Annotated in this window: 11 protein-coding genes; 7 read left to right on the top strand and 4 right to left on the bottom strand. The window is 63.2% G+C overall.

The genetic code is table 11. The features are described from left to right. Window positions 1-42 precede the first annotated feature (42 nt). From NE850_RS29185 to purU, 4 genes are all read left to right on the top strand, one after another. The gene (locus NE850_RS29185; protein WP_007179402.1) at window positions 43-2043 is read left to right on the top strand and encodes a monovalent cation:proton antiporter family protein; all 2001 of its coding nucleotides are present in this window, start codon (window positions 43-45) and stop codon (window positions 2041-2043) included. Between the two features lie 86 nt (window positions 2044-2129). After that, the gene (locus tag NE850_RS29180; RefSeq protein ID WP_007179401.1) at window positions 2130-2696 is read left to right on the top strand and encodes an adenine phosphoribosyltransferase; all 567 of its coding nucleotides are present in this window, start codon (window positions 2130-2132) and stop codon (window positions 2694-2696) included. Window positions 2697-2785: 89 nt separating this feature from the next. Further along, entirely contained in the window at window positions 2786-3634 is an 849-nt protein-coding gene (locus NE850_RS29175; protein WP_007179400.1) for an NUDIX hydrolase family protein, read from the top strand. A gap of 100 nt (window positions 3635-3734) precedes the next feature. Next, a complete protein-coding gene (gene purU, locus NE850_RS29170; RefSeq protein ID WP_007179399.1) occupies window positions 3735-4604 on the top strand; it encodes a formyltetrahydrofolate deformylase in 870 nt (289 codons plus the stop codon). A 78-nt stretch (window positions 4605-4682) separates the two neighbouring features. Here purU and NE850_RS29165 read toward each other — a convergent pair whose 3' ends face one another. Then, window positions 4683-5909, bottom strand: a complete 1227-nt coding sequence (locus tag NE850_RS29165) for a PepSY domain-containing protein (protein WP_007179398.1) — start codon at window positions 5907-5909, stop codon at window positions 4683-4685. A 320-nt stretch (window positions 5910-6229) separates the two neighbouring features. Between NE850_RS29165 and NE850_RS29160 the strand changes: the two genes are divergently transcribed. Continuing rightward, on the top strand, window positions 6230-8398 hold the full coding sequence (locus NE850_RS29160; RefSeq protein ID WP_165184388.1) for a TonB-dependent siderophore receptor: 2169 nt from the start codon (window positions 6230-6232) through the stop codon (window positions 8396-8398). Window positions 8399-8458: 60 nt separating this feature from the next. On the opposite strand, the gene NE850_RS29155 is transcribed toward NE850_RS29160, so the two are convergent. After that, a complete protein-coding gene (locus tag NE850_RS29155; protein WP_007179396.1) occupies window positions 8459-9544 on the bottom strand; it encodes an AI-2E family transporter in 1086 nt (361 codons plus the stop codon). Window positions 9545-9578: 34 nt separating this feature from the next. Then, window positions 9579-12452, bottom strand: coding sequence for an excinuclease ABC subunit UvrA (gene uvrA / locus NE850_RS29150; protein WP_007179395.1), 2874 nt, complete (start codon window positions 12450-12452; stop codon window positions 9579-9581). A gap of 331 nt (window positions 12453-12783) precedes the next feature. Between uvrA and NE850_RS29145 the strand changes: the two genes are divergently transcribed. Then, the gene (locus NE850_RS29145) at window positions 12784-13971 is read left to right on the top strand and encodes an MFS transporter (protein WP_041743926.1); all 1188 of its coding nucleotides are present in this window, start codon (window positions 12784-12786) and stop codon (window positions 13969-13971) included. Window positions 13972-14106: 135 nt separating this feature from the next. Continuing rightward, on the top strand, window positions 14107-14646 hold the full coding sequence (locus NE850_RS29140) for a single-stranded DNA-binding protein (protein WP_007179393.1): 540 nt from the start codon (window positions 14107-14109) through the stop codon (window positions 14644-14646). Window positions 14647-14781: 135 nt separating this feature from the next. On the opposite strand, the gene NE850_RS29135 is transcribed toward NE850_RS29140, so the two are convergent. Beyond that, window positions 14782-16095, bottom strand: coding sequence for an MFS transporter (locus tag NE850_RS29135; RefSeq protein WP_007179392.1), 1314 nt, complete (start codon window positions 16093-16095; stop codon window positions 14782-14784). Window positions 16096-16186 lie beyond the last annotated feature (91 nt).

Genomic DNA, 16186 nt, shown 5'->3' with positions numbered 1-16186 from the left:
TCCGCTGACGAACGAGGACGCTTTACCCATGCGTTTTTGCCGATGATTTCCCCGCTCGAAATGACGCTGTTCCTGCTGCTGGCATCGGTAGCGGGCGTGGTGACCTTTCGCTTTCTGAATCTTCCGCCAATGCTCGGCTATCTGACGGTGGGCATCGTCGTCGGGCCGCATGCGTTCGGTTTGATTCCCGACTCGGCGGGCGCGCAGAACCTGGCGGAATTCGGCGTCGTGTTCCTGATGTTTTCGATCGGGCTGGAGTTCTCGCTCGCCAAGCTGCGTTCCATGCGCCGCCTCGTGTTCGGTCTCGGCCTGCTGCAGGTGCTCGGCACGATCGCGGTGGCGGTCACGCTCGGCTTCGTGCTGGAGCGCTGGGTGCATATCACGTGGCAGGCGAGCGTGGCGCTGGGCGGCGCGCTCGCCATGTCGTCGACGGCGATCGTCAGCAAGATGCTGGCGGAGCGGCTCGAGATCGAGACCGAGCACGGCCGCAATATCTTCGGTGTGCTGCTGTTCCAGGATCTGGCGGTGGTGCCGCTGCTGATCATCATCGCGGCGCTGGGCGGCAGTTCCAGGGATCTCGTGAGCTCGCTCGGCGTGGCGGCCATCAAGATCGTCGTGGCGCTGTCGCTGCTGCTGATCGTCGGGCAGCGCTTCATGACGCGCTGGTTCAACGTGGTGGCACGGCGCCGTTCGCAGGAATTGTTCATTCTGAACCTGTTGCTGGTGACGCTCGGTTGCGCGTTCATCACCGACAAGTTCGGGTTGTCGCTCGCGCTCGGCGCGTTCATCGCCGGCATGTTGATCGCCGAGACGCCTTACCGGCATCAGGTGGAAGAAGATATCAAGCCGTTTCGCGACGTGCTGCTCGGGCTCTTCTTCATCACCACCGGCATGCTGCTCAATCCGCGTGTGATCTGGGAGCATCCGCTGATCGTGCTCGGCTTCCTGGTTGGGCCGATCCTGCTGAAAGCAGTCATGGTGACGGGCCTCTCGCGGCTCTTCGGCGCGTCGCCGGGCGTCGCGATGCGCACCGGCATCGGCCTCGCGCAAGCGGGCGAGTTCGGCTTCGTGCTGCTGAATCTGATTCTCGACAAGCATCTCGTCGACGCCACCCTGCTGCAGGCGATTCTCGCCGCCATGCTGCTGTCCATGCTGGCCGCGCCGTTCCTGATCCAGAACGCGGACCGCATCGTGCTGCGCCTGTCGTCGACTGAATGGATGATGCAGTCGTTGCAGATGACGCGCATCGCCACGCAGAGCCTGAAACAGAGCGGCCACGTGATCATTTGCGGCTATGGCCGGGCCGGGCAGAATCTGGCGCGCATGCTGGAGCACGAAGGGTTGTCGTACGTCGCGCTGGACCTGGATCCCGACCGCGTCGCGGCGGCGGCGGCGGCGGGCGAGTCGGTCGTATTCGGCGACGCCGGGCGCCGCGAGTCGCTGCTCGCCGCCGGTATCCACCGCGCGGCCGCCATTGCGATCACCTACGCGAACACGCCGTCGGCACTGCGCGTGCTGCACAACATTCACGAACTGGAACCCACGCTGCCGGTCATCGTCCGTACCGTCGACGACTCCGATCTGGAAAAGCTGCTGGCCGCGGGAGCGACCGAAGTGATTCCGGAAATCGTCGAAGGCAGTCTGATGCTCGCCTCGCACACGCTCGTGGTGATGGGCGTGCCGATGCGGCGGGTGGTGCGCCGGGTCGAGGAAATGCGCGATGAGCGCTACGCGCTGCTGCGCGGCTATTTCCATGGCGCCGACGACGTGGACGACGACGACGGTCACGAACAGGTGCGGCTACAATCGGTGCCGGTCGACGAAAACTCGGACGCCGTGGGCCGCACGCTCGCGGAACTAGGCCTTTTCGAGGTGGGCGTCGAAGTGACGGCGATTCGCCGGCACGGCATTCGCGGCGTCGAGCCGGATCCGTCCACCAAGCTGCGCTCGAGCGATATCGTGGTGTTGCGCGGTTTGCCCGAACAGCTGGCGGAGGCCGAGGAACGGCTCTCGAAGCATCGGCGCGCGGGCGCCGCCGCCTAGCGCCTGTACCCCGGCGGGGCGCGTTCCTGCCGTGGCGTCCTGGTTTGGTTTTTCATCGGACCTGTCGAGGTCCATCCGGAGACATCATGTCCAACGCGCTTCCGAGCGCGCCGCTCGATGCGGCCGATTACATCAAAAGCCACATTCGCACCGTGCCTGACTGGCCGGAGCCGGGCGTGCAGTTCCGCGATATCACACCGCTCCTGCAGGAGCCGAAGTCGCTGCGCGTGCTGATCGATCTGTTCGTACAGCGCTATATCGAGGCGAAGCTCGACTACATTGCCGGGCTGGATGCGCGCGGTTTCATTATCGGGCCGATTCTCGCGTATGAACTGAACCTCGGCTTCATTCCGATCCGCAAGGCGGGCAAGCTGCCCTACAACCGGCTCGCGCAATCCTATGAGCTCGAATACGGCTGCGCAACCGTCGAGATTCACGAAGACGCCTGCAAGCCGGGCGACCGCGTGGTCATCATCGACGACCTGATCGCCACGGGCGGCACGATGATGGCCGGCAAGATCCTGCTCGAACGGCTCGGCGCGGTCGTGGTGGAAGGCGCGGCGATTATCGATCTGCCCGAACTCGGCGGCTCGAAGCTGCTGCGTGACGGTGGCCTGGCGCTCTATACGGTGACCGGATTCGAAGGGCATTGATCATTGGCGGTCAATCCGCTGTGAACTCGTTCTTTATGCCCACCGAGCAGTGCTCACCCGCCAGGACCGCGAACAGTTTGGAGCTTTACATGACTTTGCCTTGCATCACCGCCGCGCGCCGCTTCGACGTGCAGGCCCACGTGCCGTTCTGGATCGACACCGGACAGGTCGGCTGGATCCGCGCGAGCGACGTGCCGTCACTCGCGCGCTGGCCCGACGTGTTCGACCTGGACAATGCCCGTGTGACGCTGACGCCCACGTTCAATACGGTGGATTTGCGCAGCGCCGCGCTCGGTTCCGTGATCGGCGCGCTCGCCGCCGAAGGCCGCATTCCGGGCTGGCGCAACGAAACCTACGCGATCCGCAATGCGTTCGATGCGCCGCCGCTCGCGTATATCGAACGCGCGGCTTCGCGCTTCTTCGGCACGATGACCTACGCGGTGCATCTGAACGGCGTCGTAGAATACGTAGATGGCGCACCGCAATTGTGGATCGCGCGCCGCAGCGACACCAAGGCGACCGACCCGGGCATGCTCGACAATGTCGTGGCAGGGGGGATTGGCTGGGGCTTTGGTGTCGAGGCGACGATCATCAAGGAGTGCTGGGAAGAAGCCGGCATTCCCGAGGAGATCGCCGCCCGCGCCGTGGCCGGCCGCACCGCGCATGTGCTGCAGTCGTTGCCGGAAGGCACGCAGGCCGAGCAGATTTTCATCTACGACCTCGCGCTGCCGGCGGATTTCGCGCCGCGCAATCAGGACGGCGAAGTGGGCGAGCACCGGCTCGCGCGCATCGACGAAGTGGCGCGCTGGATCGAGGAGGGCGCGATGACGGTCGACGCGAGCCTGGCCACGCTGGATTGCCTGTTGCGCCGCCGCTGGATCGATGAAGACGCATGCGCCGGGATAGAGGTTCTGTTCGTGCCGCCGGTGTTCGCCTGACCGCCGTAAAGGTGCGCATGCAACGAACTTGCCGAAACGCGCTGCATCGAACCATGCACACTGAACAAACCACGCATTGAAGAAGGGAGTCACCCAGGTCATGTCGACCGATCACAGCTTTATCCTCAAACTGTCGTGCGCCGACCGGCCCGGCATCGTTCACGCCGTGTCGGGCTTTCTGTTCGAGCGGGGCAGCAACATTCTCGACTCCGCGCAGTTCGGCGACAGCCGCACGGGCGAGTTCTTCATGCGCGTGCATTTTCAGCAGGTGGGCGGCGATCCGGGTCTGGAGGCGTTGCGCACGTCGTTCGCGACGCTCGCAGAACAGTTCGGCATGCGCTGGGAGTTGCACGACGCGTCGGTCAAGCCGCGCGTGGTGATCATGGTGTCAAAGATCGGCCATTGTCTGAACGATCTGCTGTTCCGTTACCGCACCGGCCAGCTGGGTATCGAGATTGCGGCGATCATCTCGAACCACAAGGAGTTCTATCAACTCGCCGCCAGCTACGACATTCCGTTCCATCACTTCCCGCTGATGGGCGCCACGCCCGACGCGAAAGCCGCACAGGAAGCGCGCGTGCTCGAAGTGATCGACGAGCATCAAGCCGACCTCGTGGTGCTCGCGCGCTACATGCAGATTCTGTCGCCGAAGCTGTGCGAAGCGCTGGCCGGCCGCGCGATCAACATTCATCACTCGTTCCTGCCGAGCTTCAAGGGTGCGAAGCCGTATTACCAGGCGTTCGACCGCGGTGTGAAGCTGATCGGCGCGACGGCCCATTACGTGACGACGGATCTCGACGAAGGTCCGATCATCGAGCAGGAAGTGGAGCGCGTCGACCACAGCATGACGCCGGAGCAATTGACGGCGATCGGCCGCGACGTCGAATGCGTGACGCTCGCGCGCGCGGTGAAGTGGCACGTGGAGCATCGCGTCGTATTGAACGGCAGCAAGACGGTGGTGTTTCGCTAAAGCGGTTGATCGCTTTGCAGTAGAGGGTTGAGGGCAAATGGCGGCGGCCGGATCACTCCGGCGCCGCCATTTTGCCAACTAGGGTCGCGCCGCGGACCGGCCCGCATCCCGCGCGGCACCCGCGTTTTGCGCGGAACGGCGGCGCGCGTTCAGCTTCTTTAGCCAGATCAGCAGTCCGGTCGCGCTCAGCACGGCGACCGCAACGCCGACTGCACTAATCAGAATCCGTCCGCCGAGACCGAGGATACGTCCCGAGTGCAGCGGGAATTGCACCTGCAGGAAGACGTCGCCCGCCGTGCCCTTGCCGGGGATCTGCGCGGCGAGCTGCCTGCCGGTGGCCGCGTCCCAATACATCCACGGATTGCCGAGACCGATGTCGCCGTGGTCATTGCCGGTCGCGTAGAAACCGACGCCATACGCATGCATGAATTCAGCGTAGTAGATGCCGCCCGGCGCGACGCCGAGGTTCCGCGCTTTGCCGGCCTGCTCGGCCAATTGCACGATGCGCTCGCGGCTCAACACCGTGTCGCCGGGTTGCGGCGCGCGGCGGATTTCAGGGTTGTTGACCGGATCCGGCGTGAGCTTCGAGAACAGCGACACGATGGGGCGCACCACCGGCGCTGAAAGATTCATCGATATCGATGTCAGCGCAACGATCATCAGCAGGCCCCAGATCCATACGCCGCCTGAGCGGTGCAGATCGAAAGTGAGCGCATAGCCGCCGCGCCCAAAGCGGAACGCGAACGACTTGCGCCACACCTTGGCGCTCGGAAACGACAGCCACAGCGCGATCACGCTGTCGAACAGCCAGACGATGCCGACGATCCCCATCAGCCACGTACCGATATCGACGCCGCTCGTGAACGGCAGTTGCAGTGTGTAGTGGAGCTTGTAGATGAACGGGATCAGATTGAGCCGCGCGAGCGAGACGGCGCCCCATTCGCGGCGCCCCTGGATTTCGCCGGTGGCGGGGTCGACGGCGATCTGATTGAAGTCGAGCGGATAGGGTTGCCGCGTGGCCGGGTCGGTACGCGGCAGCACCATCATTTGCAGCGTGTGGCCCGGTTCGGCCGCGAGCGGCAGATAGGTCACCTGCAGACGCGGATCGGCGGCTTCCACGCGGCGCGCCAGTTCCAGGCCCGACAGCGCCGTGCCGGCGGTGCGCGCCTTGAAGAACGACGGGTTCAGCGCCGCATCGAGCTCATGGTCCCACGCGATGACCGCGCCGGTGAGGCCGGCGATGAACAGAAATAGCGCTGTGGCAACACCGAACCAGCGATGCAGGCGGACGAGCTGCCGCCTCATGGGCGAGCCGACGGAGCGGAATTCGAATGGCGTGTCACGATAGAGGCTTGATGTAAATGGGAATTGTTCGCATCTTATGGAATCATGCCACGCGCTGCAAGTTTGTCGTAAGTGCGGCGTAGCGACGCAACACTCCCCAAGCCTTGCGTTTTTCCAGGAGGTCCGGCCAGCAAGGCTTTCCTCACAGATAGGGCAAGCACATGCGACAAAATGTCGCATATCAAAGTTTACAATTCGCATAAATCTTCGGCATCATCGCGGCTCGGTGAATGGGAATTATTCTCATTTGATTGGGGATTCAGGGACTGCGGGGATCAGCGATGAACGTAGAAAACGGCCTGCGAGCGCCGAAGAAAAGAATGACAGTGCGACCATTGCAATGGGCGGCGTGTCTGGCATTTGCCGCGAGTCATGCGGCGTGGGCACAGCAGGCGTCGGGTACGCCGGTGTCGGAGCCGGCCGGCGAAGAAGCGCTGCCGGCCGTCAAGGTCACGGCGGCGCAAGACACCGCGCAGCATCTGAAGGAAGACGTCAGCAGCGGTGCGCTCGGCACGCGTTCCCAACTCGACACGCCGTTCTCGACCACTGTGGTTACGAGTGAAGACCTGCAGGATCGCCAGCCGTCCAAACTCGGCGACGTGTTCGCCACCGACGCTTCCGTCTCCGACAACGGCAACGCCTACAACGCATGGGCCACCTATCTGACGGTGCGCGGCATGCAGCTCGACTGGCAGTCGGGCTTCAAGATCGACGGCATGCCGTTCAACAGTTACGGCATCACGATGCCGTACGAACAGCTCGAGAAAGTGGAACTGCTCAAGGGGCTGACCGGATTCATGTACGGCTTCGGCGCCCCGGGCGGCGTGGTCAACTACGTGACGAAAAAGCCGCCGGTCTCGACGACGCCGGTGCGCAGCGTCGACATCGGCTATTTCACCGACGGCGTGTGGACCGAACATGCGGATCTCGGCGGCCGCGTCGGTCCGGCCGGCATGTTCGGCTACCGTCTGAACGCGACGCACGAAGAAGGCAAGACGTATAACGACGGCAACGTGCGGCGCGACTCGGTGTCGGTCGCGCTCGACGCGCGTATCACCCGCGACCTCACGGCCACATTCGGCGCGCTGTATCAGGAGCGTCATTCGAGCGGCATTACCGGCGCGATCTCGACGGCGCAATATCCGGGCACAGTCCTGCCGCATACGATGAGCGGCGGCACCGGCGACCTCTCCGGTCCCGACCAGCATCTGAACACGAACGTCCAGCTCTATACCGCGGGCTTCCAGTACAACCTGGGCCCGGACTGGACGCTGAATGCGAACTACAGCTACAGCAAAAGCTCACGTGATCGCAACGAGAGCACCTATTACCTTCAGAACAGCGCCGGCGATTACACCGACAGCCGCTTCGCCGGCAAGGAAGGGCATCAGTTGAGCTTGTGGCAAGTGTCGGCGCAAGGCAGCGTGAAGACGGGACCGTTCCAGCACCAGCTCGTGATCGGCGCGGCGTATCAGCGTCAAACGAACGACTACGGCGCGAACAGTTTCTTTGGTGACATCGGTAGCGGCAACCTCTATCAGCCGAACACCAATACCTTCTACAGCGTGCCGAACTACTACACCTATCGCGACAGCGACATCACGCAAAAAGCGCTGTTCGCGAACGATACGATCCAGTTGACGCAACGCTGGTCGGTACTCGGCGGCGTGCGTTACACGAACTACGAGCAGCACGGCTATTCCACCACTGGGGCGACCACGTCGACTTATAGCCAGAACGGCGTCGTGACGCCGACGGTGGCACTGATGTTCAAGCTCGCGCCGACCACGACGCTGTACACGAGCTACGTCGAGTCGCTGGAAGCGGGCACCGTGGTGGGCGACACGTACGCGAACCGCGGTGAACTGCTCAAGCCGTTGCGCAGCAAGCAGTACGAAGTCGGCATCAAGAGCGAGCATGAGCACTGGAGCGCGACGGCCGCGCTATTCCGGATCGAACGCGGCTCGGCTTACGCGAACAGCGCCAACGTCTATACGCAGGACGGCGAGTCGATTTTCCAGGGCGTGGAGCTCGGCGGCGACGTGCGCCTCGGCGCGAGCTGGAACGTCGGCGGCGATCTCATGTGGATCAACACCAGGTACGAGAAGGGCGCGGCCAATAACGGTAACCGTGTGGCCGGCGCGCCGCAGTTCGTGGTGGCGGGTCACGCAACCTACTCGGTGCCGTATGTGCCGGGGCTGCGCATCGGCGCCGACGCGAAGTTCACCGGCAACACCGGCATACGTCCGGCAGGCAATCTGGATGCGCCCGGCTACATGCTCGTCAATCTCGGTGCGAGCTACGCCACGCGTATAGGCGGCTACGATGTGACGTTCCGCGCGGCGATCGACAACCTGCTCAATCGCCGCTATTGGGAGTATCAATACGCGGATTATGTGACGCCGGGCGATCCGCGCACGTTGTCGCTGAATGCGCGCATCGACTTCTGAGCATGAAAAAAGCGGCACCGAAGTGCCGCTCTGGTTCGCCTGGCCGCTCCGCCTGCCGGCTCAAACCAGCCGCAAGTAGATCAATTCCCGCTTGATGTACGCATAGAAGATCGGCGCCGCGACCACGCCGGGAATGCCGAACGCCGCTTCCATGATGAGCATGGCGATCAGCAGTTCCCAGGCGCGCGCCTCGATCTGTCCGCCGACAATGCGCGCGTTCAGGAAGTATTCGAGCTTGTGAATCAGGATCAGGAACACGAGCGACATGACCGCCGCCGGAAAGCTCACCGAGAGCGCCACCGCGACGATGATCGTGTTCGAGATCAGATTGCCGACCACCGGCAGCAGGCCGACGATGAACGTGACCAGCACCAGTGTCTTCGACAACGGCAGCGTGTCGTGGAAGATCGGCAGGATCACCAGCAGGAAGATGCCCGTGAAGACCGCATTGATCGCGGAAATCTTCACCTGGGCGAACACGATACGGCGGAATGCATCGGCGAAACGTGTCACGCGCGTGACGAAGGCCGTGGACAGCGGCAGCCGCTGCATATGCTTTTGCGCGCCGACCGCAATGATCGCGCCGATGATCATGCCGATCAGGATATGCGTGAACGCGCGCGCCGCGGTCTTGCCGCTTTGCTGCAGCATGTTGGCGTGCGTCTGCATCAGCTCCGCCGCCTTGGCCTTCATCTGCTCGGTATCGACTGGCAGATAGTTGGCGACGAATTGCGGAATCCGGCCGCGCGCCTGGTCGATCAGCTGCATGGCCTGATCGAGCAGCTTCTGCACGCTCGGCACGTCGTTCTCGAAATGCTCGATGATGCCGAGCGTGAGCCCCGTCAGCGCGCCCACGATCACCGTGGCGAGAATGACCACTGCGAGCCAGCGTGCCCGCCTGCTCGACATGTGACGCTCGATGCGCGGCGCGATGGTGTGGACCAGCTGGAACACCAGCAGCCCGGCGAGCAACGCGCCGAGCAGTTTGAGTTCGATGACCGCCCACATGCCGAACAACATCACGACGTAACTGCCGATTTCGACTGCCGACAACCTCGGCAGGCTCATGTCGCTAGTCAGCCTGACCGGGCGTGGGCGCAGATCCTGCACTTGCCCGTCTTCGCTCGCCTGATTCCGCTTGGTCATGGCTTATTCCGTCCCCAACCCGAGTTGTGCCGCGTTACTTTTTGCTGGCCGCGCGTTTCAGCAGAGGCGCCAGGTATTTACCGGTAAAACTTGCTTTCGACTTCGCCACCTGTTCCGGCGTGCCTTGGGCAATGATCTGTCCGCCGCCCGCTCCGCCTTCCGGTCCGAGGTCGATGACCCAGTCCGCGGTTTTTATTACATCGAGATTATGCTCGATGATCACGACGGTATTACCCTGGTCCCGCAACCTGTGAATCACTTCGAGCAGCAGCGCGATGTCGTGAAAGTGCAGGCCGGTAGTCGGTTCGTCAAGTATGTATAGAGTGCGACCGGTATCACGCTTGCTCAGTTCCAACGATAGTTTGACGCGCTGCGCTTCGCCGCCGGAGAGCGTGGTGGCCGACTGGCCCAGCCGGATATAGCCCAGACCGACGTCCAGCAACGTTTTCAGCTTGCGCGCGACGACCGGCACCGGCTTGAAGAACTCATAGGCGTTCTCCACCGTCATGTCGAGCACTTCGCTGATGTTCTTGCCTTTGTACTGAACGTCCAGCGTTTCGCGGTTGTAGCGCTTGCCGTGACAGACGTCGCACGGCACGTACACGTCCGGCAGGAAGTGCATCTCGACCTTCAGCACGCCGTCGCCCTGGCAGGATTCGCAGCGGCCGCCCTTCACGTTGAACGAGAAGCGGCCGGCTTCGTAGCCGCGCTCCTTCGCCGCCGGCACACCCGCGAACAGTTCGCGGATCGGCGTGAAGAGTCCGGTGTAGGTGGCCGGATTCGAGCGCGGCGTGCGGCCGATCGGCGACTGGTCGACGTTGATCACCTTGTCGAAGTGCTCGAGACCCTCGATCGACTCGTACGGTGCCGGCTCCGTGGCCGAACCGTACAGGTGATGCGCGACCGCGTGATACAGCGTGTCGTTGATGAGCGTGGACTTGCCCGAACCGGACACGCCGGTCACGCAGGTCAGCAAGCCGACCGGCAGATCCAGCGACACATGCTTCAGATTGTTGCCATATGCCTCGACGATACGCAGACGCCGCTCGTCCGGCGCCTTGCGTTCGTCCGGGAACTCGATGTTGCGCGCGCCGGACATGTACTGCCCGGTCATCGACGCTGCGTTCGCCTGCACCTGTTTGGGCGTGCCTTCGGCGATCACCATGCCGCCGTGTTCGCCCGCGCCCGGTCCCATGTCGACCACGTAGTCGGCCATGCGGATCATGTCTTCGTCGTGTTCGACGACGATCACCGAATTGCCCAGGTCGCGCAGATGCTTGAGCGTGGCGATCAGCCGGTCGTTATCGCGCTGATGCAAGCCGATGGACGGTTCGTCCAGCACGTACATCACGCCGGTCAGGCCCGAGCCGATCTGCGAGGCGAGGCGAATCCGCTGCGCCTCGCCGCCCGACAGCGTTTCCGCGCTGCGCTCCAGCGACAGATAGTCCAGCCCGACATTGTTCAGGAACATTAGCCGCGCGACGATTTCCTTGACCACCTTGTCGGCGATCTCGCGCTTCGAGCCTTCCAGACGCAGCGTCTGGAAATAGCCGAGCGCGTCGCGCAACGGCCAGCCGCTGATTTCGAAGATGCCGCGCGCGTCGCCGTCCGTGCCGATCCGCACGAAGCGCGCTTCGCGGCGCAGCCGCGTGCCGGCGCAGGCCGGGCAGGGCTGGTTGTTCTGATACTTGGCGAGCTCTTCGCGCACCGCGACCGAATCGGTCTCGCGATAACGCCGCTCCAGATTCGGGATGATCCCTTCGAATACATGCTCGCGCACCGAAGTGCGGCCGCGTTCGTTGATATACGAGAACGGGATCTCCTGCTTGCCCGAGCCGAACAGCAGGATCTTGCGGACCTTCTCCGGCAGGTCTTCGACGGCGGTGTCGATATCGAACTCGTAAAACGCCGCGAGACTTTGCAGCATCTGGAAGTAGAACTGGTTGCGCCGGTCCCAGCCTTTCACCGCGCCCGCCGCGAGCGACAGCGACGGATGCGCGACCACCCGCTTCGGATCGAAGAAGGTGATCTGGCCGAGGCCGTCGCATTCCGGGCACGCGCCCATCGGATTGTTGAACGAGAAGAGGCGCGGCTCCAGTTCCTGCAGCGAGTACGAGCAGATCGGGCAGGCGAACTTCGAGCTGAACAGATGCTCCTTGTCCGTATCCATTTCGAGCGCGATCGCGCGGCCGTCGGCGAGACGCAGTGCGGTTTCGAACGATTCGGCGAGGCGCTGCTTCATGTCGGGGCGCACTTTCAGGCGGTCCACGACCACGTCGATGGTGTGCTTGTCGTTCTTCTTCAGCTTGGGCAGCGAGTCGACTTCATAGATTTTCGCGACGCCTTCATTGGCGGTGCCACCGCCCGAGCGCACACGGAAACGGATAAAGCCTTGCGCCTGCATTTCCTCGAACAGTTCGACGTGCTCGCCTTTGCGGTTCGCCACCACTGGCGCGAGGATCATCAGCTTCGTTTCATCCGGCAGGGCGAGCGCCGCGTCGACCATTTGCGAGACGCTTTGCGCTTCCAGCGGAATTTCGTGGTCCGGACAGTAGGGCGTGCCGACCCGTGCGAACAGCAGACGCAGATAGTCGTGAATTTCGGTGACGGTGCCGACCGTGGAACGCGGATTGTGCGAGGTCGCTTTCTGTTCGATCGAGATGGCCGGCGACAGGCCTTCGATCAGATCGACGTCCGGCTTCTCCATCAATTGCAGGAACTGGCGCGCATAGGCGGAGAGACTTTCGACGTAGCGCCGTTGTCCTTCCGCATAGAGCGTGTCGAACGCCAGCGACGATTTGCCCGAGCCTGAAAGGCCCGTGATGACGACGAGCTTGTGACGGGGTAGGTCGAGGTTGACGTTCTTCAGGTTGTGGGTGCGAGCCCCACGAATACGGATTTGTTCCACGGATTTATTCCATGAACTGGCGGAAAGAGGAAGAGGCTAAACCTGCTACTATAACGACTTTTCAAGACCGCCGTTACGGCTTCCTGACAGCCTGAAGAGGCGTCGAAGCGAGCTGTAAGGCAGCGATCCAGCGTCGCGGGCAAGGGGTCTAACTGGGGCCGTTTTCCGCGAGTACAAGGCACCGTGAGGCGTCAGCGGGAATGCCGGTCCGCCCGCCCAACGCCGCGCCGCATGCTGGCCCGCCGTCCTGCGGCAAGCCGCGCGGTCGTGGCCGCCTTGCCGCTGTGCCCGCCCGCGGTGTGCCGCCCAGCTCATTCAAAGAACGCTCCCGATGTCCAATCCGTCCGCCACTTCCTCACGCATGAGCGCGCCTGAACTGCGCGCGACCGTGTCGCTTGCCGCGATCTTCGCGCTGCGCATGCTGGGTCTGTTCATGATCATGCCGGTGTTCTCGATCTACGCGAAGACCATTCCCGGCGGCGACAACGTGCTGCTGGTGGGTATCGCGCTGGGCGCGTACGGCGTGACGCAGTCCATGCTGTACATCTTCTACGGCTGGGTCTCCGACAAGGTCGGCCGCAAACCGGTCATTGCGACCGGCCTCCTGATCTTCGCGCTCGGCAGCTTCGTGGCGGCGGGCGCGCACGATATGACGTGGATCATCGTCGGCCGGGTGATTCAGGGCATGGGTGCGGTGTCTTCCGCGGTGATCGCATTTATCGCCGACCTGACCGCCGAAGAAAATCGCACCAAGGCGATGGCGATGGTGGGCGGCAGTATCGGCGTGTCGTTCGCGGTGGCGATTGTCGGCGCGCCGATCGTGTTCCAGTGGGTCGGCATGAGCGGCCTGTTCACGCTGGTCGGCATCTTCTCGATTCTGGCCGTCGGCGTGGTGCTATGGATCGTGCCCGATGCGCCGAAACCGGTGCACGTGCGCGCGCCGTTCGCCGAAGTGCTTCACAACGTCGAGTTGCTGCGTCTGAATTTTGGCGTGCTCGTGCTGCACGCGACGCAAACCGCATTGTTCCTCGTCGTGCCGCGCATTCTCGAAGCCGGCGGCCTGCCGGTAGCATCGCACTGGAAAGTGTATTTGCCGGTGATGGGCCTCTCGTTCGTGATGATGGTGCCAGCGATCATCGCCGCGGAAAAGCGCGGCAAAATGAAAATCGTGCTGCTGTCGGCGATCGCTCTTATCCTGATCGGACAGTTGTTATTGGGCGTCGCTCCGCATACGATTCTGAGTGTGGCGGCGATCCTTTTTGTGTACTTTCTCGGCTTCAATATTCTCGAGGCTTCGCAGCCTTCGCTGGTGTCGAAGCTGGCGCCCGGAACCCGCAAGGGCGCGGCCGCCGGTGTGTACAACACCACGCAGTCGATCGGTCTTGCGCTGGGCGGGGTGGTCGGCGGCTGGTTGCTGAAAGCGGACGGTCAGAGCGCTGTGTTCTTCACTTGTTCGGGGCTCGTCTTTTGCTGGCTTATAATCGCCGCAAAGATGAAACAGCCGCCGCGCAAAGCGTAATACGGCGCATCCCGAACTCATCCAGAACTCACCCGGCGGCGGGCAGAGGCGCAGTTCCGGTCTCGGGCCCGCCGGCCCTGAAACGCGAACCGTGTATTGCCGCGCCGCCCGTAACGGAATCAACAGGAGAAACTCATGGCATCCGTGAACAAGGTCATTCTCGTCGGCAATCTCGGAGCCGATCCGGAAGTCCGTTATCTTCCGAGCGGCGACGCAGTGGCGAACATCCGCCTTGCAACGACGGATCGGTACAAGGACAAGGCGTCCGGCGAAATGAAGGAAGCGACTGAATGGCACCGTGTGTCGTTCTTCGGTCGCCTCGCGGAAATCGTGTCCGAATATCTGAAGAAGGGCTCGTCGGTGTACCTGGAAGGGCGCATCCGTACCCGCAAGTGGCAGGCGCAAGACGGCACCGACCGTTATTCGACCGAAATCGTCGCTGAGCAGATGCAAATGCTGGGTGGCCGCGGCGGCTCGATGGGCGGTGGCGGCGACGAAGGCGGTTACAGCCGGGGTGAGCCGTCGGAGCGTAGCGGCGGTGGTGGTGGCGGTCGCGCGGCGTCGGGCGGTGGCTCGCGTGGCGGCAGCGGTGGTGGTGCCGGCGGCGGCGCGAGCCGTCCGAGCGCGCCGGCTGGCGGCGGGTTTGATGAGATGGATGACGATATTCCGTTCTAAGCCTTTGCAGCCGAAGAACGTGAACATCAACCCCGCCTTCGTGCGGGGTTTTTTTTCTATCCGCTCAACACTCGCGGCAAGCGGGCTCGAACACCCCATCCAGCCATCGAACGCGTCGTCCTAACCGGTGTGCCTTCAATAAGCGTCCATCGGCGCCGCAAAACCACCCGCTTCTTCCGTCTCCGCCTCAGGCTCGCCGAGATAAGGACGGTCAGGGCGAATCCAGTGCGCGGCAATCGGTCCGAGCACGAGAAAGAACATCGACAGCGCAAACACCGGCTCCCATGAATGCATCGTATCGACCAGCCAGCCGACGAGCGGCGGCGAAACCGATGCCGCAATCCCAAGCCCGGTGTTCATGATGCTGCTCGACGTTGCCGCGTGATTGGGTGCGAGGTCCATCGCGACGGCCCACAGCGGCGCGGTCACGAGTTCGGAGAGAAACAGCGCGGCAGCCAGCGAGAACGCAGCGAGCGTCGACGACGGGTGCAGGAACATCGGCACGAAGAACACGATCGGTGCGAGAAACCCGATGGTGATCAGCGTCTGGCGCGATCGGCGGATGTTGCCGGTCTTCCTGAACATCAGATCGCTGAGCCAGCCACCCAGCGTGGTGCCGACAACGCCGCTCAGGAAAATTCCCGAACTGAAGACGGCCGAATGCCGGATATCCAGGTGATACGCCTGCGCAAAGAACGACGGCATCCAGTTCAGAAAGAACCACAGAATCCAGCCGTGACAGAAGCTCACCACAGTAGCCGGCCAAAGCGCGCGCAATAGCGGCGCCCAACGCATCGGCACGCGCGTCTTGCCGACCTTCGCGGGCAGCCGCGCAATATCTTCGGGCGTGATACCCGGATGATCGGCGGGATTGTCGCGGTAATACCAGACCCATAGGACGACCCACGCAAGACTCGCCGCACCGAGCAGGATGAACGCGATGTGCCACGAAAACGCGGTGATCAGGCCGGCGACGAGAATCGGCGTGGATGCGTTGCCGAGCCGGGCGCACGCATGCGTGATGCCTTGCGAAAATCCACGGCGCTCGGGCTCCATCCACGCGGTCAGCGCGCGGGCCGATGCCGGCACGATCGGGCTTTCACCCAGCCCGACGACGAAGCGCGCGAGCAGCAGCGTCGCCAGGCCGCCGGCGAAGCCGGTCAGGAGCGTGCCCAGACCCCACAGCACGCCGCACACCGCAAGCATCTTGCGGGCGCCGAGGCGATCGCCGATAAAGCCGCCCGGAATCATCGCGAGCGCGTAGGTCAGCGCAAAAGCGGAAAACACGACGCCAAGCTGCGAGTTGCTCAGATGCAGATCGCGACGGATCGCGAGTGCGGCAGTAGAGATATTCGTACGGTCCACGTACATCAGGAACGACATGATGCACAGGACAACCAGTACGCCTGTGGTCGCGGAAAAGCGGCTGCGCCGGCGGATCGATTCCATCGTGTCTCCTTCTTGCGACTACGCAACGACACGTGCCGTTGCGTCTTGTGTCGCGGCGTCGCGGGAATGGCGTCCGCGCCGCCGTACGTCG

Source organism: Paraburkholderia sp. USG1 (genome assembly GCF_031570135.1).
Classification (GTDB): domain Bacteria; phylum Pseudomonadota; class Gammaproteobacteria; order Burkholderiales; family Burkholderiaceae; genus Paraburkholderia; species Paraburkholderia dioscoreae.
The sequence above is the reverse complement of the archived record's forward strand: the minus strand, read 5'-3'. Positions and strand labels throughout refer to the sequence as shown.